Source organism: Pseudoalteromonas sp. APC 3355, from assembly GCF_030407615.1.
Taxonomy (GTDB): Bacteria; Pseudomonadota; Gammaproteobacteria; order Enterobacterales; family Alteromonadaceae; genus Pseudoalteromonas; species Pseudoalteromonas distincta.
The window spans coordinates 162,694-185,236 of the sequence record NZ_JASDDB010000010.1 but is presented as its reverse complement, the minus strand read 5'-3'; the positions used below and the strand labels follow the sequence as shown (position 1 = coordinate 185,236).

The 22,543-nt window shown below is 39.9% G+C and carries 18 protein-coding genes, 4 tRNA genes and 1 pseudogene; 15 read left to right on the top strand and 8 right to left on the bottom strand.

All coding sequences use genetic code 11. The features are described 5' to 3' along the window. Positions 1–333 precede the first annotated feature (333 nt). Both QMA08_RS14525 and QMA08_RS14520 read left to right on the top strand, forming a co-directional pair. Complete coding sequence (locus QMA08_RS14525) at positions 334–2,112, top strand: DUF885 domain-containing protein (protein WP_290174791.1); 1,779 nt, start codon at positions 334–336, stop codon at positions 2,110–2,112. A gap of 175 nt (positions 2,113–2,287) precedes the next feature. Next, positions 2,288–3,769: an FMN-binding glutamate synthase family protein gene (locus tag QMA08_RS14520; RefSeq protein WP_033020964.1), complete on the top strand. Its 1,482-nt coding sequence runs from the start codon at positions 2,288–2,290 to the stop codon at positions 3,767–3,769. Positions 3,770–3,815: 46 nt separating this feature from the next. On the opposite strand, the gene mtnK is transcribed toward QMA08_RS14520, so the two are convergent. Then, a complete protein-coding gene (mtnK, locus tag QMA08_RS14515) occupies positions 3,816–5,033 on the bottom strand; it encodes an S-methyl-5-thioribose kinase (protein ID WP_290174790.1) in 1,218 nt (405 codons plus the stop codon). 129 nt (positions 5,034–5,162) lie between these two features. Here mtnK and mtnA point away from each other — a divergent pair, with 129 nt between their 5' ends. Then, entirely contained in the window at positions 5,163–6,188 is a 1,026-nt protein-coding gene (mtnA, locus tag QMA08_RS14510) for an S-methyl-5-thioribose-1-phosphate isomerase (protein WP_182756794.1), read from the top strand. A gap of 63 nt (positions 6,189–6,251) precedes the next feature. On the opposite strand, the gene QMA08_RS14505 is transcribed toward mtnA, so the two are convergent. The 3 genes from QMA08_RS14505 to QMA08_RS14495 are packed head-to-tail and all read right to left on the bottom strand — an operon-like array spanning position 6,252 to position 8,103. Then, the gene (locus QMA08_RS14505) at positions 6,252–6,794 is read right to left on the bottom strand and encodes an acireductone dioxygenase (RefSeq protein WP_290174789.1); all 543 of its coding nucleotides are present in this window, start codon (positions 6,792–6,794) and stop codon (positions 6,252–6,254) included. Further along, positions 6,791–7,477 (bottom strand): acireductone synthase, encoded by a 687-nt coding sequence (gene mtnC / locus QMA08_RS14500; RefSeq protein WP_290174788.1) that lies wholly within the window; start codon positions 7,475–7,477, stop codon positions 6,791–6,793. Before mtnC ends, QMA08_RS14505 begins: the two co-directional genes overlap by 4 nt. Next, positions 7,474–8,103: a methylthioribulose 1-phosphate dehydratase gene (locus QMA08_RS14495; RefSeq protein WP_004334937.1), complete on the bottom strand. Its 630-nt coding sequence runs from the start codon at positions 8,101–8,103 to the stop codon at positions 7,474–7,476. Before QMA08_RS14495 ends, mtnC begins: the two co-directional genes overlap by 4 nt. 108 nt (positions 8,104–8,211) lie before the next feature. On the opposite strand from QMA08_RS14495, the pseudogene QMA08_RS14490 reads away from it, so the two are divergent. The 3 genes and pseudogenes from QMA08_RS14490 to QMA08_RS14480 all read left to right on the top strand — a co-directional run bounded on the left by QMA08_RS14490 (position 8,212) and on the right by QMA08_RS14480 (position 11,605). After that, positions 8,212–9,353, top strand: a pseudogene (locus tag QMA08_RS14490) (methionine aminotransferase). Further along, the gene (locus QMA08_RS14485) at positions 9,341–10,114 is read left to right on the top strand and encodes an amidohydrolase (RefSeq protein ID WP_290174787.1); all 774 of its coding nucleotides are present in this window, start codon (positions 9,341–9,343) and stop codon (positions 10,112–10,114) included. The pseudogene QMA08_RS14490 and the gene QMA08_RS14485 overlap by 13 nt, the downstream one beginning before the upstream one ends. 75 nt (positions 10,115–10,189) lie before the next feature. Continuing rightward, on the top strand, positions 10,190–11,605 hold the full coding sequence (locus QMA08_RS14480; RefSeq protein ID WP_290174786.1) for a mannose-1-phosphate guanylyltransferase/mannose-6-phosphate isomerase: 1,416 nt from the start codon (positions 10,190–10,192) through the stop codon (positions 11,603–11,605). Positions 11,606–11,634: 29 nt separating this feature from the next. On the opposite strand, the gene QMA08_RS14475 is transcribed toward QMA08_RS14480, so the two are convergent. The 3 genes from QMA08_RS14475 to QMA08_RS14465 form a co-directional block, all read right to left on the bottom strand. After that, a complete protein-coding gene (locus tag QMA08_RS14475; RefSeq protein WP_290174785.1) occupies positions 11,635–13,791 on the bottom strand; it encodes a response regulator in 2,157 nt (718 codons plus the stop codon). 166 nt (positions 13,792–13,957) lie between these two features. Next, positions 13,958–14,614, bottom strand: coding sequence for a response regulator transcription factor (locus QMA08_RS14470; protein ID WP_004334929.1), 657 nt, complete (start codon positions 14,612–14,614; stop codon positions 13,958–13,960). 220 nt (positions 14,615–14,834) lie between these two features. Continuing rightward, the gene (locus tag QMA08_RS14465; protein ID WP_004334923.1) at positions 14,835–15,203 is read right to left on the bottom strand and encodes a histidine triad nucleotide-binding protein; all 369 of its coding nucleotides are present in this window, start codon (positions 15,201–15,203) and stop codon (positions 14,835–14,837) included. 92 nt (positions 15,204–15,295) lie between these two features. On the opposite strand from QMA08_RS14465, the gene QMA08_RS14460 reads away from it, so the two are divergent. Next, positions 15,296–15,895, top strand: a complete 600-nt coding sequence (locus tag QMA08_RS14460; RefSeq protein ID WP_004334921.1) for a DUF2057 domain-containing protein — start codon at positions 15,296–15,298, stop codon at positions 15,893–15,895. 58 nt (positions 15,896–15,953) lie between these two features. Here the strand turns inward: QMA08_RS14460 and QMA08_RS14455 are convergent, their stop codons facing one another. After that, the gene (locus QMA08_RS14455) at positions 15,954–17,795 is read right to left on the bottom strand and encodes a M1 family metallopeptidase (RefSeq protein ID WP_290174784.1); all 1,842 of its coding nucleotides are present in this window, start codon (positions 17,793–17,795) and stop codon (positions 15,954–15,956) included. Positions 17,796–17,938: 143 nt separating this feature from the next. Here QMA08_RS14455 and murB point away from each other — a divergent pair, with 143 nt between their 5' ends. The 8 genes from murB (at position 17,939) to tuf (ending at position 22,492) form a co-directional block, all read left to right on the top strand. Beyond that, positions 17,939–18,946 (top strand): UDP-N-acetylmuramate dehydrogenase, encoded by a 1,008-nt coding sequence (gene murB / locus QMA08_RS14450; RefSeq protein ID WP_149601948.1) that lies wholly within the window; start codon positions 17,939–17,941, stop codon positions 18,944–18,946. After that, the gene (gene birA / locus QMA08_RS14445; RefSeq protein WP_290174783.1) at positions 18,946–19,938 is read left to right on the top strand and encodes a bifunctional biotin--[acetyl-CoA-carboxylase] ligase/biotin operon repressor BirA; all 993 of its coding nucleotides are present in this window, start codon (positions 18,946–18,948) and stop codon (positions 19,936–19,938) included. Before murB ends, birA begins: the two co-directional genes overlap by 1 nt. Further along, positions 19,935–20,645, top strand: a complete 711-nt coding sequence (locus QMA08_RS14440) for a type III pantothenate kinase (RefSeq protein ID WP_290174782.1) — start codon at positions 19,935–19,937, stop codon at positions 20,643–20,645. The genes birA and QMA08_RS14440 overlap by 4 nt, the downstream gene beginning before the upstream one ends. Before the next feature lie 126 nt (positions 20,646–20,771). Further along, positions 20,772–20,847: transfer RNA gene (locus QMA08_RS14435), tRNA-Thr, on the top strand. Positions 20,848–20,887: 40 nt separating this feature from the next. Further along, positions 20,888–20,972, top strand: a tRNA-Tyr gene (locus QMA08_RS14430). 44 nt (positions 20,973–21,016) lie between these two features. Continuing rightward, positions 21,017–21,091, top strand: a tRNA-Gly gene (locus QMA08_RS14425). Between the two features lie 11 nt (positions 21,092–21,102). Further along, positions 21,103–21,178 (top strand) — tRNA-Thr (locus QMA08_RS14420). Positions 21,179–21,307: 129 nt separating this feature from the next. Beyond that, on the top strand, positions 21,308–22,492 hold the full coding sequence (tuf, locus tag QMA08_RS14415; protein WP_039488657.1) for an elongation factor Tu: 1,185 nt from the start codon (positions 21,308–21,310) through the stop codon (positions 22,490–22,492). Positions 22,493–22,543 lie beyond the last annotated feature (51 nt).

The following is a 22,543-nucleotide window of genomic DNA, read 5'->3' as shown; positions in this document are numbered from 1 at the left end:
GAATCATGGAACATCATTTTAAATACCAACTAAGTACGCATAAGTGCAAATTTTAAAATATCTCATTCCATGAGGCGGTTATGCGTCCGAGCTTTTTATTATTTTTTTATACAGTAATCATTATCCGCGCTATTTAAAAGCAAAAACGATAGTTAGGGAACTTAAATTTTACTTTAGCAGCCCAATCGCTGTTTTTCTCATCAATTCGGCTGGTTTTTACTTCTGTTAACGTATGTAGCATTATTTCAATATGCTAGTTTGTCTCATTTACTTGCTATTTCTTTAGCCTACGATAGTTTTATGCAATCTATTGCATCATCAAGTTAAATAATAATGAATCTTTTTTTACCAAAAACGCTTCGCCAAACGCTTCTTGGCATAACTGCTTTATGTTCGTTAAGTGCATGTCAAATAACCACACCCAATGCGAATGAGCAGTTTACTCAAGTAGCACAATCTATTGTTCAATATAGAGAAAGTATAAACCCTTATAGCACTTCAAAAGGGTTTGATGGCTATTTACTTGCCAATTTATCGCCAGAATTTCTAGCAGAGCAGTACAAAAGTAATACTCAATTATTAGCAGACTTAGATGCCGTCGATGCAACTAAGCTTAGTGACGAAAATCAAATTAACTTAAGTATTATTCGTGCTCAGGTACAAAATAGCGTAGACGAATATGTGTTTAATGCGCATTACATGCCGCTTACATCTGAGTATGGTTTTCACTCCGGTCTGTCGTACATCGTTAACAGTTCTCAATATAAAAAAGAGCAAGATTTAGAGACATACCTTGCACGTTTAGCACAAATCCCCCGCTTTTTTGAGCAAAATATATATTGGATGAAAAAAGGGATAGAAACAGGTCTCACCCAACCAAAAGCAGTGTTAGAAGGATACGAAGACTCCATAAGTACTTATATTGTTGATGATGTAACTCAATCAGAATTTTATAAACCGTTTTTAGCTAACACTGCCAGTTTAAGTGATAGTGACTTTTATGCACTTCAACAGCGAGCTAAAGTTGTTTTAAAAAATAAAGTAATACCAGCATATAAAAGCTACTTAACGTTTTTTACTGAGCAATACCAACCGGGCGCCCGCACAAGTATTGGTATTTCAGAAACCCCTAATGGCAAAGCTTTTTATAAAAACCGTGCTAAGCATTACACCACTACCGACATGACACCAAAAGAGATCCACGAGCTAGGCTTAAAAGAAGTTGCTCGCATTCGAGGTGAAATGGAAGCTGTAATAAAAGAAGTTGGTTTTAAAGGCTCATTTGCTGAGTTTATTCACTTTTTACGTACCGACCCACAGTTTTACGCAACAACACCTGAGCAACTTTTGAAAGAAGCATCTTACATTGCTAAAAAAATGGATGCACAGCTGCCTAAGTTATTTCATACCTTACCGCGCAAACCTTATGGCGTGGCACCGGTGCCCGCAAGTATTGCCCCTAAATACACAACAGGTCGGTATTCTGGCTCTAATCGAGATGATGAAGCTGGATACTACTGGGTAAATACTTACGCTTTAGATAAGCGCCCTTTGTATGTTTTAGAAGCATTAACGTTGCACGAAGCAGTGCCAGGTCATCATTTACAAATATCACTTAATGCAGAGCTTGAAAATTTGCCGAGCTATCGTCGTGATGCTTACCTTTCGGCATTTGGCGAAGGTTGGGGGCTTTACTCTGAATATTTAGGTTTAGAGGCAGGCTTTTATCAAGACCCATATAGCCGTTTTGGTCGCTTAACTTATGAAATGTGGCGAGCAGCACGTTTGGTTGTTGATACAGGGATGCACATGTATGGCTGGAGCCGCGAGCGAGCTATGAACTTTATGAGCGAGAACACCGCGCTTTCGCTGCATAATGTTAAAACAGAAACTGACCGTTATATATCTTGGCCAGCTCAGGCACTGTCATACAAAATTGGTGAGTTAACTATTAAACGTTTACGTGTTGAAGCAGAGCAAGCGCTTGGACCAAATTTTGATATTCGCGAATTTCACCATCAGGTTCTCCGCCATGGTTCAGTGCCCTTGTCAGTATTAGAAACACAGGTACGTTTATATATAAAAAATGAGTTAACTAAGCTGCAAAATTAGCTTTGTAGGGCTTATAAACCTTGAACAAACAAAGGTGTTGTGTCATTTTGACCGCAACACCTTTTTTATACCACAGACCTAGTAATGTAGTTTATTTTAGCGACTCCAATCGTCAAAATATTCACATACTACGCATTAGGTATTATTTAAAAATATAGCCATCAAGGGGCCTTAGATGAGCAATTTCATTATGTTTAGTATTGACGTATTTGCGAGTATTTTTATTATCGCACTTGGGTTAATTGTGCTTACTGTTATTATTTTTTACTTTCGCGATATAACACAAACAAAACATGCTATTAGGCGTAACTACCCAGTAATTGGCCGCTTTCGATATTTTTTTGAACGCCAAGGTGAATTTTTCAGACAATACTTTTTTGCCCTCGATCGAGAAGAAATGCCATTTAACCGCGCTGAGCGCAGTTGGGTTTACCGCGCAGCAAAAGATGTCGATCGCACCGCTGCATTTGGTTCAACACAAAGCTTAGAAGTGACGGGTACGGTTATGTTTATGAACTGTGCTTTTCCTACTTTAGATGAAGAGGCACTCGACCCGAGTAATGTTACTTTAGGTCCGTATTGTAAAACACCTTACACCACTAATTCGTTATTTAATGTGTCGGGCATGAGCTTTGGTGCGCTTTCAAAGCCTGCTGTGCGCGCTTTATCAAAAGGTGCTAAATTAGCAGGTTGCTGGATGAACACAGGTGAAGGGGGCTTAAGCCCTTACCACCTTGAAGGTGGCGCCGATTTGGTATTTCAAATTGGTACAGCTAAATATGGTGCCCGAGACGAGCATGGAAACTTAAGCACCGAGAAACTTAAAGAAATAGCAGCTCACGAACAAGTCAAAATGTTCGAGCTAAAAATGAGCCAAGGTGCAAAACCAGGTAAAGGCGGTATGTTACCAGGGCGCAAAGTTAACGCCGAAATAGCTAAAATTAGGGGTATTCCAGAAGGGCAAGATTCGATTAGCCCAAATGGACACCCTGAAATTAAAAACCCAGCCGATATTCTCGATATGATTGCCACTGTACGTAATGCCACAGGAAAACCAACAGGCTTTAAAGCCGTTATTGGTGATTACACCTGGTTAGAAACGTTATTTGCAGAAATAAATCATCGTGGCATTGAGTCGGCACCCGATTTTATAACAATTGATAGTGCTGATGGTGGTACGGGGGCTGCACCGCAGCCGCTTATGGATTCGGTGGGTTTACCTCTTCGCGAAAGCTTGCCACTTGTAGTTAATATGCTTGAAAAGCACGGCCTTAGAGATCGCGTGAAAATTATTGCTTCGGGTAAGTTAATCGTCCCTTCAAAGGTTGCATGGGCATTAGCGCTTGGTGCTGATTTTGTTGTATCGGCTCGTGGTCATATGTTTGCACTGGGTTGTATTCAGGCAATGCAATGTAATAAAGATACCTGTCCGACGGGTATCACTACGCATAACGAGCGTTTGCAACGCGGCTTAAATGTAGCTGATAAAGCGCAACGAGTAGCTAACTATAATAAATACATTCATTACGGAGCCGGTTTAATTGCTCACTCATGCGGTGTAACAAGTGCACGTGAGTTAGGCCGTAAACATGTTCGGATAGTACAAGAAAGTGGGCTTTCAGAGCCGCTTGATAAGATTTATGAAAACTACAAGTAAGTTTTAACTAACTAGAAGGCGCTTATAGCGCCTTTTTTAATGCTTGTTAGTTTAATTGGCTTATTAATAAACTAAAGAATGCTTCTTTGTTGTTGCATGTTTGTGCATTTAAAATAAGTTGCTCGCCTAGTGCTAATGTTTGTTTTTGCACTGTAAGGCGCGCATTGTCATCACTAATACTATCTATATCGCTTACGTGCGCAAGCCCAATAGTACGCCTAATTAACTCAGCACCACAGTAACCAACAGCATCTTGCAATACGTTTTTCATAAAGTATTGCGCATAGCCTACTGGCGCTAGTGATTCATCTAATGTTTTAGTGCGTATTAATTCAAGCCATTGCTGCTCAAATAAACTATAGGTGTCTACGATACAGCTAAGTAAATGTGTTTGGTAATTACGACGTGCTACAAAGTCTTCAATATGCCCTGCTTGTGCGCAGTAATTCAATAGTAAATTACCAATAAAAGAGCCAATATCGAACCCAATAGGCCCAAAAAAGCCAAACTCCGGGTCAATCATCTTTGTATTATTACAATCAACAAAAATGCTACCGCTGTGCATATCGCCATGAAGTAATGTTTGCGGGTTAGATAAAAAATTAGCTTTTAGTTTTGCTATTTCTAACTTCAATGCGTTGTTTTTTTGTATTGCGTCAACTTCGTTTTGTAGTTGCTTTGGGTAGTTATTGCGTTCGTGCTCAATGTACGGATCGCTAAAAAATAAGTCTTCAGTGATTTGGCAAAGCTCAGGATTAGTAAATTGGCTAACGAGTGCTTTTTTAGTTTGCGCGGTTAAGTAAAAATCTGAATTATAAAAGCCGGTGTGGCTTAAGTAGGTCGCTACGTGCTGCGCTAATTTAGGGAATTGCTCTGCATTATTTTGTGCAGTACGCAATATTTGTAAATTACCTAAATCTTCTAAAATAGTCAGCGCTTGCATTTCACTATAATGTAAAACATTAGCAGTATAAGTAGGGCAAATAGCACCATGGTTAAGTAAAACTTGTGCTTCTATACGGGCTCTATCAAGCGTTAATGGCCACGACTCACCCACGCAACGCGCGTAAGGCAGAGCTTGCTTTAAAATAACACTATTGTTTTGCTCATCAGTAATTCTAAATACTAAATTAAGATTGCCATCACCAAACTCATATGCCGATAAGGTTTGTCCGGAATCAAAAAAATTACATTGTTTAGATTCAATTAATGTCGATACGTAATCGATAGCGCGCTGTGCATTAAAAGCAACATAGTTAGTCATGGTTTAAATCTCAAAAATCAGCTTTTAAGCATTCTATACTTTTAAATGTTTAGATGTCTACAAGTCTAACTTGAGAGTTATTCAAAGTGGTGTAAAATAACGTTACGCATTTTTAATACCTTAAGCATTATGCAAAACTTAATCGCAAGCAGTTTAAAATATGAAAACGGGTCGCTTAGTGTGCTCGACCAATATTTACTACCTCACCAGCAGGTATGGCATCAGTGCCATGATGTAGAAACCATGAAAGAGCTGATCATTAACTTAAAAGTGCGTGGAGCCCCACTTATTGGTTTAGGCGCGAGCTTGTTAGTGGCGTATTTAGCTGAGCAAGGGGTAGTGAAAAGTGAGCTTGAAAAAGCAATCAATGAACTAGAAGCCACTCGTCCAACGGCGGTTAATTTAATGCATTGTATGGCGGCATTGCGAAAAGCTTTAACGCAAAGCGATTATGTTGCCGGTATTGTTAGTACTGCTGAGCGGTTGTTTATTGAAGATATTGAGCTGTGTGAACGAATGGCAAACCGTGGCGCCGAGCTTATAAATAGTGGCGACAACATATTAACTCATTGTAATACAGGGGCGCTTGCAACCGCTGGTATTGGTACTGCACTGGGTGTTATTTACAAAGCGCAGCAAAAACATGGCAACGTACATGTGTGGGTTGATGAAACACGACCATTATTACAAGGCGGCCGCTTAACTGCCTTTGAGCTTGAGCGCTGGGAAATACCGTACACATTAATTTGCGATAATATGGCGGCAAGTTTAATGGCTGCAGGTAAGGTAGATAAAATAGTAGTAGGGGCTGATCGTATTGCTGCCAATGGTGATTTTGCTAATAAAGTGGGCACCTATAATTTAGCCGTACTTGCGTATTTTCATAACATTCCATTTTATGTAGTTGCGCCTATTACCACGCTTGATACCAACACCGCGTGTGGTGATGATATAGAAATAGAGCAACGTAATCCTCAAGAAGTGCGCGGAGTTAGCGGTAGCTTTGGCGAGGCTCTATGGGCTCCCATCAATGCTAATGTATATAACCCTGCATTTGATATAACGCCGGCAAAACTGGTCACAGGGTGGGTGTTAGATACTGGTGTGTATAACCAAAGTCAGGTTGAAAATGGCGATCTCATAAAGCTTAAGTAACTTCGCGATATTTTTGGTCCACGTTATGTTTATCAGTGTGGACCAAGGTTTTTAATGAATAACTTACGTTAATAGCGGAAATTGCTCTGCAATAGACGAGTCAGTGCTTTTTGCTACCCAGCCCTCTGTATTGTTAAATAAGCGAATGGCAGTAAACTCAGGGTCACTTCCCATATCAAACCAATGCGGGGTAAGTTCAGGCACTGAAATTAAATCGCCTTGTTGGCAAAGTACCTGGTAAACCTTATTGCCTAAATGCAGGCAAAATAGCCCTTGGCCTTTTACAAAAAAACGCACTTCGTCTTCACTATGAGTATGTTCAAATAAAAACTTTTTGCGCAGCTCTGATGCGCCAAGATTACCTTTCGCTAGAGATATAACGTCTACTGTTTGATAGCCATTTTCGGTTTTTAACCGTTCTATATCGTTTTTGTACGCACTAATAATTTGCTCGTGGGTGGTGTGCTCATTAATATCTGCATTTGCTTGCCACTGTTCAAAACGTACGTTTACTTTAGCTAGTTGCTTTGTAATATCATCAGCATTTGATGTGCTTACAAGTGCTTTGGTTGCATCGTTGTCAGCATATATTGTTAATTGGCTCATACTAATTGCTCCAATTTAAATTGGCTAAAGTCATTAATATAAGGGTGTGCTTTAGTGCTTGCTTGCCCATCACGAATTAAATGTAGTGTTTTTAAGCCCGCAGCTTGCGCGGCATCAAGCTCACCGGCTACATCACTTAAAAAGAGTATTTCTGCTGCTTTAAACGGTAACAGCTCAACAATGGTGTTATAGGCCATTTGCTCTTGTTTTGCGCCAACTTTGGTGTCAAAAAAGTCAGTAAACAAGTTGCGAATGTCACCATAATCACTGTATTTAAAAAGTAGCTGCTGCGCTTTTACTGACCCTGACGAGTACACATATAAAGCTATATGGTTGTTGTACTGAGCTTGTAAAAAATCAAATGCATCTGGGTATAAATGACCCTTAAAATCACCGTGTTCATACCCTGTTTGCCAAATTAAGCCTTGTAATTGCTTAAGTGGAGTGATTTTTTTATCTTCATCAATCCAGGTAAGTAAAGTGCTAATGACTTCTTCAATATCGGCGTTTGGCTTTTCGATAAGGGCTTTTATGGCACTAATTTGCTCAGCTACATCTGGCTTACTAGCATTGGCACGTACAAAGGTAGGTAACTGTTTTGCTGCGTAAGGAAACAACACCTCTTTAACAAACGAGATACGGGTTATTGTGCCTTCGATGTCGGTTAAAATGGCTTTAATCATTTAGTTACTCCCGCTTGAATGCCTATTATTTTTAGGCGCTCTAGTTCGCAGCTAAATAAAAACTCTAAGGCTTCTAAGTGGCGACGAACTTCATCAATATTACGTCCTACTGCATATAAACCATGACCACGTATCAGTACGCCATGCTCTATAGGCGTGTGTAAATGATGGTCACTGACTAGTAGGCTTAATCGGTCAATATCTTGATCGTTATCGAAAATAGGAATGCTCAGCGTTTCTAAATGCGAAGTAAAGCCGCTCAGTGCTTTTTGCATTTCATAGCCTGTTAAATCAAGCTGATGCCCTTGGGTAATTTGCGACAGTACGGTAGCGGCTACAGAGTGAGTATGCAAAACACACTGCGCATCAGGTATAAGCTGATACAAACTTAGGTGTAATTGTGTTTCTGCCGATGGTTTTACAGCTCCTGCTAGGCGCTCGCCTTGGTGATCTAATTGCAAAAAATGCTCTTGCGTCAGTGAGCCTTTATCGTGCCCACTTGCTGTAACAACAAAGCCAGTGCTAGTACGAGCTGAAAAGTTTCCGCCTGTTGCGGGTACCCAGCCTTTTTGGCTAACCCATTTTCCGGCTTCAATAAGTTGTGAAATAGCGGTATTGTTTTGCATACATTCCTCACTAATGAGCGTAAAGTTAATTGTTTTTAGACGGCTATACTTCTGTTTTAAGCAATGATAGCATCGCTTTAAGCGCAAAACCATCATTAAGGGCATCACGTGTTTGAAAGTAAATTACCAAATTTAGGCGTTAGTATATTTAGCCAAATGAGTGGGTTGGCTAATGAGTTTTCGGCAATTAATCTCTCTCAAGGCTTTCCTGAGTTTGATGCTCCTGATCTTTTAAAAACGCAGTTAAATTATTATGTGCAGCAGGGCGTTAATCAATATTCACCTTCAAGTGGTGTACCACGATTACAGCAACAAATTGCTGATTTAGCAAAGCGCAAATATGCAGCTGATATAAACGCGGCTGATCAAGTGACTGTTACCTCAGGTGCAACAGAGGCATTGTTTGTGGCTATTCAAACAATTGTGCGCCCCAGTGATGAAGTGATTGTATTTGACCCTGCATATGACTCTTACCAACCGGCAATTGAACTCGCTGGTGGAAAGTCGGTACACATTGCTTTAAGTGCGCCAAATTACACTATTGATTGGCAAGTAGTAAGCCAAGCAATTACTAAAAATACCCGTGCAATTATTATAAATACGCCTCATAACCCAAGCGGTAAAATATTACAGCCACCAGATATAAAGCTCTTAAAGAGTTAGTTAGTACTCACAATTTGTATGTAATAAGCGATGAGGTATATGAGCACATTACGTTTGATCAGCAACCGCATTTAAGTGTATTACGCGATGATGAATTATTTACCAAAAGCTTTGTTATATCGAGTTTTGGTAAAACGTTTCACAGCACGGGCTGGAAAATGGGTTACTGTATTGCACCTGCCGATTTAGCTGTCGAATTTAGAAAAATTCATCAGTACGTTACGTTTTCTAGTTTTACCCCTGCACAGCATGCGCTTGCCGATATGCTCGAGCAGCAAGGTGAGCATATAGATGAGCTAAGCGGGTTTTATCAGCAAAAACGTGACTTATTAGCGAGTCATTTAAGTAACAGCCGTTTTAAAATTTTACCTAGCCAAGGCACTTACTTTTTATTGTTAGATTACAGTGATATATCGGATTTAAACGATGTTGAATTTTGCCATTGGTTAGTTGAGCAAGCCGGTGTTGCGGCTATTCCGTTAAGTGTTTTTTATCAAAATCCACCAACCGACAAAGTAATTCGTTTATGCTTTGCTAAAAACGACAACACTCTCATAGAGGCTGCGCAAATATTATGTCAACTTTAACCATTACAGCATTGCAAAGCTCGCTTTATTGGCTTGATAAAGACGCTAATTTAGCCATGTTTAATAAACAGCTTGAAGCAATTACGCATCAGCCCGATCTTATTTTACTGCCAGAAACATTCTCGACTGGCTTTGCTATTAATTTAGATTGTGCAGAGCCCGAAAATGGTAAAGTACTGACGTGGTTAAAGGCGCAGGCTCATAAACATAATGCGGTTATTGCGGGTTCGGTACTTGTTGCGCAAGGCGATAAAAAAGCAAATCGGTTTTATTGGGTAAAACCCGATGGTGAGGTGAGTTATTACGATAAGCGCCATTTATTTCGCTTAGGCAGTGAGGGCGACTACGTTGTAGCAGGGCAAGAGCGCAAAGTTTTTGAAATCAATGGTTTTAAACTATTACCGCAAGTATGCTATGACCTGCGCTTTCCGGTATTTCAACGTAATAATAACGACTACGATGTAATGATAAACGTAGCAAATTGGCCTGCTGTACGCCGCCATATTTGGGATACGTTACTTATGGCGCGTGCAATGGAAAACCTATGTTACGTAGTAGGTGTTAATCGCGTGGGGGAAGACGGTAATGGTGTGGCGCACAATGGCGGTACAGCGGTATACGACTTCAAAGGCGATGCATTAACTAAAGCGCAAGATAACGCTGAGCAACTAGTTACTATAACACTTGAAAAAGCGCCACTGGATGAGTTTAAAGCAGCGTTTCCTGCCTATTTAGATGCAGACTCTTTTACATTAATATAGACACGTTAATTTAGCGCAGAGCCAATAAAGTGTTAAAATAGTCGCTGATATTTTTGTTGGCGGCTAATGTACATTATGAACACTTTAATCACTCCTGTAATTTTAGCTGGTGGCATAGGCTCTCGCTTGTGGCCGCTTTCTCGCCAAGCAATGCCTAAACAATTTTTACCACTACTTAGTGAAAGCACGTCATTACTGCAAAGTACATTGACGCGTGTTTCCAATGAGTTGTTTGATAATGCTATTTTAGTGTGTAATGAGCAGCACCGGTTTATTGCCGCCGAGCAAGCTGCAAGCTCAACTCCTACTGCGTTATTACTCGAACCCAAAGGTAAAAATACCGCGCCTGCTATCGCATTAGCCGCCCACTATGCACTGCAAAATGGGATTACCGGCCCGCTATTAGTGATGCCTGCCGATCATCATATTAAAAACTTTGATGTATTAACGGCTAAGCTCCCTGAAGCTGTAAAACTTGCTGAGCAAGGAAAGCTAGTGACATTTTCTATTACTCCTACAGAGCCTCATACCGGTTATGGCTACATAAAACAAGGCGCGGCTATTGCTGGAACGGGTTGTTACGATGTTGCACAATTTAAAGAAAAGCCTGACGTAGATACAGCGAACCGTTATTTAGCTCAAGGTGGTTATAGCTGGAATAGCGGCATGTTTTTATTTACCCCCACAGCCTATTTAAAAGAGCTCGAGCGGTTTGCGCCAAAAATAGCAACGAGTGTCGCTGCAGCGGCGCAATTTACCAAAGATTTAGGGTTTACCCGCCCAAGCAATAGTGCGCTTGAGCACTGCCCAAGCGATTCAATTGATTACGCTATTTTAGAGCGCAGTAATAACGTAGTTGTTATGCCTGTTGATTTAAAATGGAGTGATGTAGGTAGTTTTTCATCCCTTGATGCGCTTACAAAAAAAGATGAAAACGGTAATAGTTTAAATGCTAATTATATGGCTCAAAAAAGCACTAATAACTTAGTTATTAACGAGGCTGAGCACACTATTGCCACGCTTGGAGTAAGCAATTTAGCAATTATTCATACTCATGACGCCACGTTAATTGCAAACCAAAATGAGCTAGATTCTCTGCCTTTGTTGCTTAAGCAAATTGCTACAACACAGGCTGATAAACTTAACCATCATCAAGTGGTTTTTCGCCCATGGGGGAATTACCGTACTTTGGTTGAAGGCACTGGCTTTAAAGTTAAAAAAATTACTGTTAACAGCGGTGCTAAGCTTTCGACGCAGCGCCATCAGCATCGTGCTGAACATTGGGTGGTGGTTTCGGGTATTGCAGATGTGTGTATTAATGAGCAAGCGTATACGCTAACGCATGACCAATCGTGTTATATCGCGGCTAAGCAAATTCATAGTTTGGCTAATAATCAAAAAGACCCGTTAATTGTCATTGAAGTGCAAACCGGTGCTGTACTTGATGAAAGCGATATAGAGCGATTTGATGATAAATATGGAAGGGATTAATCATTAGCTTTTTTAAAGCTAATTCACTATTACTCTAACTGCCCACGCACAAACTTTAAATATTGCTCTAAGCTGCGTTGCCACAGATCTAACGCTTCATCAAGCATATTGTTGTGTGGTTTTTTATCAAGTAAACGGCGCTCTATTTTTTTAAGCTCAATACCATAGCGATTAAAACCAAGTTGCAGAGCGGTACTTGCTTGGCGATGTAAAAGTTTAATGCATTGCTCTGGATGTTGATCAATAAGCTTTTGACAGCGAATTAGCTTGTTGCGGGCTGAAAGCACAAATTCATTATAAATTGAAGACACTTCATCTTCACTAAATGAACTGGTGAGTGTTTCGGCCGCTGTTTTGTCATACAAGGTATCAATAAGCTCTACTGCAATACTCGCAGTTTGATTAGATTGAGAGTCGCTAAGTGCTTGTCGAAGCTTTTCGTGCTTAATAGGCTTGCCTACAATGTCTTTTATTCCTAATTCTAAATACTCTTTTACTTCGTCAGGGCTAAGGCTTGCAGTAAATGCGAGTACTGGCGTTCGTTGATTTTTATGATCAATGCGTTTTAGACGTTTAAGTACTTCTTGGCCTGTTAAATCAGGTAGGTTCATATCAAGCAAAACAACATCGAAGTGGTGAGCTTGCATGAGCTCTATGGCGCTTTTTCCATCTTTTGCGAGCTTAATTTTGTGTTCATCGTCGGCCATAAATTCTATAGCAATTTTTTGATTTAAATCTAAATCTTCAACCAGTAATACATCAAGACCTGTTAAGTAATCTTTAGTTTGATGGCGCTGCTCTACAAGGCTTAATTCACCTAAAGTAAAAGTAACGGTAAAGCTAAATACACTACCAGTACCAAGCTGGCTGGCTATTTCGAGTCGGCTACTGAGTTTTTCAAGCAGGCGGCTAGTAATAGCTAAACCAAGGCCGGTTCCGCCTTTCTCTTTGCCTGCACTACTTTGTACATAAGGTTCTGTTAAGTAGGCTATCTCATCATTTTCAATACCTGGCCCTGAATCTTTTACACTAATTTTTATCGTGTGCTCAAGTTGTTTTTCTAATACTAAATCAACCTGAATTTTAACGGTTCCGCGATCTGTAAATTTAATAGCGTTACCGACTAAATTAATAATTATTTGTCTAAGTTTTTGTTGGTCGCAGTAATAACAGGCTTGCTCAGGAATATTATAGATAAGCTCAAATTTTAGCTGCTTTTGCTCGGCCATTGGGCTTAGTAATAAACATAAATTATTAAGCCATGTTTTAAATTCTACATCTTCTTCGTAAAGCGCTTCGTCACTTTGATCTAGGCTCGCGTAATCAAGGACCTTATCTACTAACAAGTTAAGTGATTCGGCAGAATTTATAATCGCCTCGCAATAGGCTTTATTGCGGATATCACTTGTTTGGTTCATAACAAGTTGGGCGCTGCCTAAAATACCGTTTAGTGGGGTGCGAATTTCGTGGCTTATTGTTGATAAAAAGAGCCCGCGTATTTCTAAGTCTTTTTGTGCTTTATCGGCGAGTTTATTGAGGTGCTGCTCTCTGCGCTCATTACATAATAAGGCCATACCTGCAGCATAAAACATGGGTGCAATTACGCCATTTAAAAATAATAAAGAGCTAAACCAGCCGTTTACTAAAAGATTTTTTTGTTCAATGTTATCCATAAATAACGAGCGGCCAATAAAGCTTAAAGCAACAAGCGTTAAAATGGTTATGTATACAATGCTGCCATTAGGGTAGGGTTTGCGCGCGTACTTAATAAATATAAAGAGTAAAAAGCCGGCTTCTGCTATGTGCTGTATATCGGATGCAATCACTCTTTCGTGTAAAGATGGGTCAAAAAAGGTGTAATAACCAAGCATTACAGTGCAAAAAGCGGTCACTGAGCAAAGTAATTTAAAACCAATACCGTGATAATTTAAAAACTGACTGAGCGATAAACAATGCACTATTGATGCGGCAAACATCATGCTACTAGCAGCGCTAATAATCACTAAATTATGTGTATCACCAACAAGCGTAAAACCAATAACAGAGCCTAAAAGCAATATAGGATAGAAAATGTATAGCAGCGTGCCCGATATTTGTTTGTTCGTTCGCCATGTTAAAAAGTTAAGTAAGGTCATTACAACCATGATGGCGATGCTGGCAAAATAAAGAGTGAAAGAGTCGAGCATTAATATTCCAGCAAAGTAGTTTTAAACTAAGATTATCAAAAGTATACACTTATACCAATTATCAAAACAGATCACTTAGGCAAGCAAATTGGTATTAAATCAGTGTGTAACACATACAAAAACAGACACCTAAGTGTCTGTTTTTAATTTTAAACTAAATATATGATTAACGAATTTCATCAGGGATATTTTGTTGTGCCCAAGATAGGAGCTCAATACGGTTACGACATTTAGTTTTTCTAAATGCGCTATATAAATGTGTTTTAACTGTGTGTGGACTGATACTTAAATCTTCTGCGATTTCTTTATTCTTCGAACCTTTACTCATTAGTGAGATTATTGCTTTTTCTCGCTTAGTAAGTTTAACAGGCTCAATATCGCCTTCGGTTAGTTTATGCAGCGCATCTTTATTAAATTGCAGCATACGATTTAATGCATTACACATAATATCGCGACGGTACCAAAGCTGATCTTCAAGTAGTAAGCGAATACCTTTCATCAATACATCGGCGTTATCTGTTGTGTAAAATACGCCACGAATACCGCTCAACAATGCACGATTAGCAAGCTCAGGGTTTTCGTCTAGATTAAATAATATGATATCGCATTTAATACGTAGGTTTACTAGTTGTTCTTTTAGTTTTCCCCATGCATCCTTGCTAGATGTTTCGATAAACAAAAGTCGAGTCCCTTCAGGTATATCTAAAATATTAGTACCCGTGGTTACGTCAAGGCCTTGCGTTTTTAACAAAGGTTCTAAAACGTTAATACCAATAGTGTTAATTGGCTCTTGATCTAATAACAAAAAGGCTGAACTGCTCATGTTTTTATACTCTTTTATAAAGCTGACTGTTTAAGTTTATCACGACTTCCGCACCTTTTGTATTAGAAAGTCGCTGAAGCACTCAATAACAAATACGATTTTACGATTATTTAAACATAAAATGTTGCAAATAAGTAACTATTTATTCTTTATAACCATGAAAAATCATAACATTTGTAACTAATTGGCTGAGCAGAATAGTTAGATAAAAAATCTTTAATTAATTTACTTTTTTTACATTTTGGTAAGGTGGCCATCCCATTTCTTTACCGCCAAGCATATGTAAATGTATGTGATAAACGGTTTGTCCACCATGTTCGTTACAGTTCATGACTACGCGGTATCCGTCCTCAGCAAAATTGTGTTGCTTAGCTAATTTTGCCGCAACAACGTATAAATTGCCTACTAAATGTGAGTTTTCAGGGTTTATATCATTTATAGTAGCAATTGCTTTTTTTGGAATAATTAACACGTGAAATGGTGCTTGTGGGTTTATATCTTTAAATGCGAGGGTGTCTTCATCTTCGTAGACAATGTCGGCCGGAATTTCACGATTAATTATTTTGGTAAAAATAGTCTCTTGGCTCATAGTGTGTTCCTAATTAAGTGTTATGAATTTTAAGCTCACTAATGACAAACTTTCAAAGCAGTGTCAAACTGAAATCAAATAAAGGAGTTAATATGCTTAAACCAATTTTAATAAGTAGTGCAGTTGCATTACTACTTAGTTTTTCGGCTAATGCTGAAAACATTCACTTTCCAGAAGAAATTGTACCACTACAAGTGGGCGATAAAATGCTAGAAAGCTCTTTGTTTAGCCGTATTGATGATGTAGAGCTTGCGCCAGGAACTTACCAGCTTAGGCTAAAATATACCGATTTATATGAAGATGATTATGACACGCATGAAGTTGTGGAGTCGGAACCATTTTGGGTAAGTGTAACTGTTGAAGCAGGTAAAGATTATACCTTAGTGTTTAATCGTGCTGAAAATGCAGTATCTGCAAAAGTATTTGCAGAAGCACCACAAGTTAGTTTAAAAGCAAAAAGTAGCGCTGTTGCTAAGCCTTTAAGTGTTATTTCTAACACGCAGCTAGCAAGCAATAAACCGGTAATGCAAAATACAATGCCTGCAGGACCTTCACGTCCTAGTCAGCCAATAAAGCCGATAGCACCAATTACAGGTAAAGGCATGCCAAGTGCGCCGCAAATGCTTGATTTTTGGTGGCAACAAGCCACAACTGCAGAGCGTAAAGCTTTTTTAGAAAAAGTGACAAAGTAGAAAAATAGCAAAACAAAAGGGCCAAATTTGGCCCTTTTTAGTTTCTAGTTAACGCTATTTATTCAAATAATGCGTCAATAGTACCTTGTGCAAGTGGGTGATAACCCGGGCGTGCTTTTAAGTACACGCTTTGTGCCCACTCTTTTTTACCGTTAGTGATAAGGGATTTATATAACGGTACAATTAACTTACGACGGCCAATGCCTGATAAGTGCTTATCAAGTGCAGGGTAAATTGGTTGATAACCATTTCCTACTGCTAGCATAAACCAAGCAAATGCACGTTCAGCATTAGTTGACTGTGTTAGGTTAAATTCTGAGTCAAGCTCTACCATGTGCTCTTGGCTTAAATCACGTGGTAAGTTATTTAAAAAGTGTAGCCACTCATGCACAGACCAATTAGCTGTTGGCAGTTGAGCTGCAGTTGTGTCGCCTTTTAGCCATGCTGCTGTTGCAGTATCTACCTTATCAAACGCATCAGAAGTAGGGTTTGGCGCATCACTTGGTAATCCAGGTTCAAAAATCCATTCGTTTACTTTATCCATGCTTACAACACCAGGATACTTTTCAATTAAGTTAGCTTTTAAGTAAGTAACAAATTGCGCGGTAGTAAGTGATTTAAACGAAAACTCTTTAAAGTACGCTTTTACAAACGGGTCAAACTTATCGCGACCATATTTGTTTTCTAGGTAAATTAAAAATAATTGACCTTTAGTGTAAGGCACTGAGCTGAATGCATCGTCTGGGTCGCGGCCGTTAAGTTTTAAATTAAGGCGTGTATCTGGTGCATCAATTGTTTTAAGTTGTGCGCGTAAAGACGCTGAATCAAGTGCTTGTTCCATAACCGCACGGTCACGACCAAATACTTCTTCCATGATGCGGTTTTCAACGTACGAGGTAAAACCTTCGTTTAACCATAAATCTTCCCACGTTGCGTTCGTAACTAAGTTACCTGACCAAGAATGAGCAAGCTCATGGGCAATAAGGTTAACTAAGCTTTTATCACCAGCAACAACCGTTGGAGTTATAAACGATAAGCGTGGGTTTTCCATGCCACCAAACGGAAAACTTGGTGGTAGCATTAATAAGTCGTAGCGACCCCATGCATATTCGCCGTACATCGCGTTTGTTTTATCGATCATGGCTTGGGTGTCGTCAAATTCAGCAACTGAGGCATCTAAAATTGTCGGTTCAGCAAATATGCCTGTTTGATGCGACATTGCTTTAAATTCTAAGTTACCTGCGCCAATAGCAATTAGGTAAGGTGAAATTGCTTGTGGCATATCAAAAATGTAGTCGCCATCTTTATAAAGCGCATCTTTGTTATCGGCACTCATTACAGCACGTATATCTTTTGGTGTATGAATTCGTGCAGAGTAAGTTACACGCATTGCGGGTGTATCTTGCACTGGGATCCAACTACGTGCATGAATTGCTTGCGATTGGCTGTACATAAATGGATGCGTTTTACTTGCCGTTTGCTCTGGTGTTAACCATTGCAGGCCTGAAGCTTCTGGACGACTGTTGTAATAAATACGAACTACTTCAGCTTGGTTTTTAAACACAATAGTAAGCTTTGAACCTTTAACGTCATCTCGCTTAGCTAAATCAAAAGTCGCTTTTTTCCAGTTACCGCTTTGATCTTTGTACATTACTTTATCAATGTCTAAGTCGCGGGTATCAAGTACGAGAGTTCTACTTTTGCTGTTGTTCCACTGAAGAGTATGCTCTACAAAACCTTCTAACTGCTTGTCGGCAAAATCGACATCTAAATCAAGGTTTAAGTGAGTAGTAACAACATCATCAAGGTTAGCATACGAGTTTTGGTCAATCGCATTAGCCATTGCTTGCGAACACATACCCGCCATAGCGAGGCTTAAAAAAAGAGGTTTAATTTTCATCATTACTCTGAACACAAATAAAAAAGTGCTGGTTTTATATCACGATTGACACGGCGGGTTGAGTGATTTTTACAATCTAGTGCCACATTTGCGACGATGAGGTAAACTATTGCGATTAGTTACCGGTATTTTTAGAGAGCTTTGTGGCGCATTCATTACACTCCTTACATACATTCGCATTAAACAGCCAATGCCAAAATTTTGTTGAAATTACTCAGCTTGAGCAACTTAAAACGCAAAGTTTTAGTGCACCGTTTTGTTTGCTGGGCGAGGGCAGTAATACCGTATTTTTAAATGACTACATGGGTACGGTTATAAAAATAGCTTTAAAAGGTATTAAAATTACCGAGCGCGAGAGCGACACACTAATAAGTATTGCCGCAGGCGAAAACTGGCATCAACTAGTTAGCTATTTATTAGAGAAAAATATACCAGGGCTTGAAAATCTAGCACTTATACCGGGCACTGTTGGCGCATCGCCGGTACAAAATATTGGTGCTTATGGCGTTGAGATAGCTAAATTTGTTGAGTTGGTAGAGTACTTTGATATAACCACTAACACTATGCATTCATTAAATAACGAGCAATGTGAATTTGCTTACAGAGACTCAATATTTAAACATGCCCTTAAAAATAAAGCGGTGATCACGCAAGTACACTTAGCGCTCCCAAAAAAATGGCAACCAGTATTAAATTATGGCCCTTTGCAGCAGCTCTCAAGCATCACCCCGCAAGCTGTATTCGATCAGGTTATAAAAACGCGTAATAGCAAATTACCTAACCCATATACACTTGCCAATGCGGGCAGCTTTTTTAAAAATCCAATAATAACCAACCAGCAGTTAGCTGAGCTATTAAAGCAATTTGCCGATTTACCTCATTACGAATATGGGCAAAGTCATCACAAGGTCGCAGCAGGCTGGCTAATCGATCAAAGTGGTTTAAAAGGGCACCGCGAGGCTGGTATAGAAGTGCATCAACAACAAGCTCTAGTACTTGTTAATCATGGAAATAGTGAAGGCAGCGACCTAATAAAAATGATTAAACACATTCAGCAAGTTGTTTATAGGCGTTACAACATTAAGTTAGAGCATGAAGTACGTTTAATTAATGCACGCAGCGAATGCCATATTAACGCGGAGCCTAAGTAATGAAAGCACCTGATGGGAACAAACTCGCTATTTTAAATGCACTCAACCAAGGAGGCTTTGTATCTGGCCAAGCCTTGGGTGAAACGCTAGGTATTAGCCGGGCTGCGGTAAGTAAACATATTAAAACGTTACAAGAAATGGGCTTGGATATTTTTAAAGTGACTGGCAAAGGCTATTGTTTGAATAGTCAGGTGGGCCTTTTAAATAAAACGCAAATTGATCAGCACTACAAAGCGCTAGGTGCAAATACTGCCGATGTAGAAGTACACCCTATTATTGATTCGACCAACAGCGAGCTTATGCGCCGCATACAGGCCAAAACAACGCTTGAGTCTGGCACTGTTATTGTTGCTGAAATGCAGCAAGCAGGACGTGGCAGACGCGGCCGTGTTTGGCAATCCCCATTTGGTGCTAATTTGTATTACAGTTACTTTTGGCGTTTAGATGACGGCTTACAAGCTGCAATGGGCGTATCAATTGCGGTAGGCCTAGCTGTTTATGATGCTATTAAAGCGTTATACCAAGTTGACGTAGAACTTAAGTGGCCTAACGATATTTATATAAATAAGCAAAAACTTGCAGGTGTATTGGTTGAATTAGATGGACAACCGCAAGGACCTTGTCAGTTAGTGATTGGTATCGGTATTAATTTACAAATGCCTGAGAGCTTTAGTCAGCATATAGACCAAGCGTGGACCGACTTAAATCAACATACTCAAAAGCTTGATAAAAACCAACTTGTGGCTTCTCTTACTCACCACTTAGAGCAGCGTTTAGCGCAGTATCGTCAAACAGGCTTGCAAGCTATGTATGAGCAATGGAATTCGCTCAATGCGTTTGCTGGTGAATATGTTGAACTAAACACAGGACACCGAAGTTGGCGTGGAATATGTGAAGGTATTGACGCACAAGGTGGAATACGAATTCGCCAAGACGGGGAAGTAAAAAGTTATTACGGTGGGGAAGTCTCCCTTAGAAAGGCGCAATTATGAGATTATTGATCGACGTAGGAAATACATCATTAAAAGCTGTGTTGTGGCATAACGAGCAAGCACAACCGGCAGATATAAATAACCTGCCTTGGTTACAAATAACCGAAGTGATTTATGCATGTGTAGGGCGCAGTGATTTACTAAACGATATTCTCGCGCAAGCGGCTAGCAATAATATTATTTGTTTTGAAGCCAAGGTAACCAAAACGCTTGGAAATCTTGTATGCGCTTACGAGCATGTAGCTAACTTAGGCATAGACAGGTGGCTTGCGCTTATTGCTGGATTTACGTTATATCCAAACACAGCATGCATTGTTGTTGATGCGGGTACTGCGACAACAATTGATGTGCTTAGTAGTGAAGGGTTGCATTTAGGTGGCTGGATTTTACCTGGGCTTGATTTAATGACCTCATCACTTACACAAAATACTCAACGTGTTTTTGATGATAGTAAAACTCCATTTACCAATGAACTGGGTAAAAATACGCCTAATGGTTTAAAAAATGGTGCTTTAGTGGCAACCATTGGAGCAATTGAGCAAGCTAAGTTGCACTTAACGGATAAAAAAACAGAACAAAAAGTACAAATAATTTTTGCTGGTGGCTATGGCTTGCTTTTACAACAGCAATTTGAGGGAAGTATTTTTGATTCATTACTCGTAATGAAGGGGTTAAATTACTGGCACCAGCTAAGCAAAACAACATAAAAAAGTGCAAAAAACGTGTTTTCGCATGAATATTGAGCATTTAAACTAAAAATTTACACTTTTTTTAATTTTATAGTTGCATCCCAATAAACCTTACTCTAATATCTCGCCCCGTACTAAAGCAGTGCCGACTTAGCTCAGCTGGTAGAGCAACTGACTTGTAATCAGTAGGTCAACCGTTCGACTCGGTTAGTCGGCACCACTTTCCTTTTACCGGAAGTGAATTAGTAGAGAATTATCGTGGAGGGGTTCCCGAGCGGCCAAAGGGATCAGACTGTAAATCTGACGGCTCAGCCTTCGCTGGTTCGAATCCAGCTCCCTCCACCACTTTATTCTTGACGGTTAGAGGTAGTTTAAGAACAGATTTTTATGCGGGCATCGTATAATGGCTATTACCTCAGCCTTCCAAGCTGATGATGCGGGTTCGATTCCCGCTGCCCGCTCCAGTTCTTGTGTTGCTGATATAGCTCAGTTGGTAGAGCGCACCCTTGGTAAGGGTGAGGTCGGCAGTTCGACTCTGCCTATCAGCACCAGTCCTAAGAATCTCCTTGATTACTTCCTTTATCTGTCAGAAAATACTATTTGAAAAAGATTAACTTAATCTACCTTTGGTGGATTATTTTCATATGTAATTTAGATACACAAAACTGATAGGTTCCGTCATGGCAAAAGAAAAGTTTGAACGCGTAAAACCGCACGTAAACGTTGGTACAATCGGCCACGTTGACCACGGTAAAACTACACTAACTGCAGCAATCACTAACGTACTTGCAAAAGTATACGGCGGTGTTGCTAAAGATTTCGCATCAATCGACAACGCTCCAGAAGAGCGCGAACGTGGTATCACTATTTCAACGTCTCACGTTGAATACGATACTCCTACACGTCACTACGCACACGTAGATTGTCCTGGTCACGCCGATTATGTTAAAAACATGATCACTGGTGCTGCTCAAATGGATGGCGCGATCTTAGTAGTTGCTGCGACAGATGGCCCTATGCCACAAACACGTGAGCACATCCTTCTTTCTCGTCAAGTTGGCGTTCCTTACATCGTTGTGTTCATGAACAAATGTGACATGGTTGATGACGAAGAGCTACTTGAACTAGTAGAAATGGAAGTTCGTGAACTTCTTTCTGAATACGATTTCCCAGGTGATGACTTACCTCTAATCGCTGGTTCTGCGCTTAAAGCGTTAGAAGGCGAGAAAGAGTGGGAAGATAAGATTGTTGAGCTTGCAAATGCACTTGATTCTTACATCCCAGAGCCAGAGCGTGACATCGATAAGCCATTCATCATGCCTATCGAAGACGTTTTCTCAATCCAAGGCCGTGGTACTGTTGTAACTGGTCGTGTTGAAGCTGGTATCATCAACGTAAATGACGAAGTTGAAATCGTTGGTATCAGAGAGACTACTAAGTCTACTTGTACTGGTGTTGAAATGTTCCGTAAGCTTCTTGACGAAGGTCGTGCTGGTGAGAACATTGGTGCACTTCTACGTGGTACTAAGCGTGAAGACGTTGAACGTGGTCAAGTACTAGCTAAGCCTGGTTCAATCAACCCACATACTACATTCACTTCAGAAGTATACGTACTTTCTAAAGATGAAGGTGGTCGTCATACTCCATTCTTCAAAGGTTACCGTCCACAGTTCTACTTCCGTACAACTGACGTAACTGGTGACGTACAGTTACCAGAAGGCGTAGAAATGGTAATGCCTGGTGATAACATCAAGATGACAGTAACTCTAATCGCACCAATCGCGATGGATGAAGGTCTTCGTTTTGCTATCCGTGAAGGTGGTCGTACTGTAGGTGCTGGTGTTGTAGCAACTATCGTAGAGTAATAATTAACTTTTAAGTTAATTGTTAGAAAAAGGTCACTCAGGTGGCCTTTT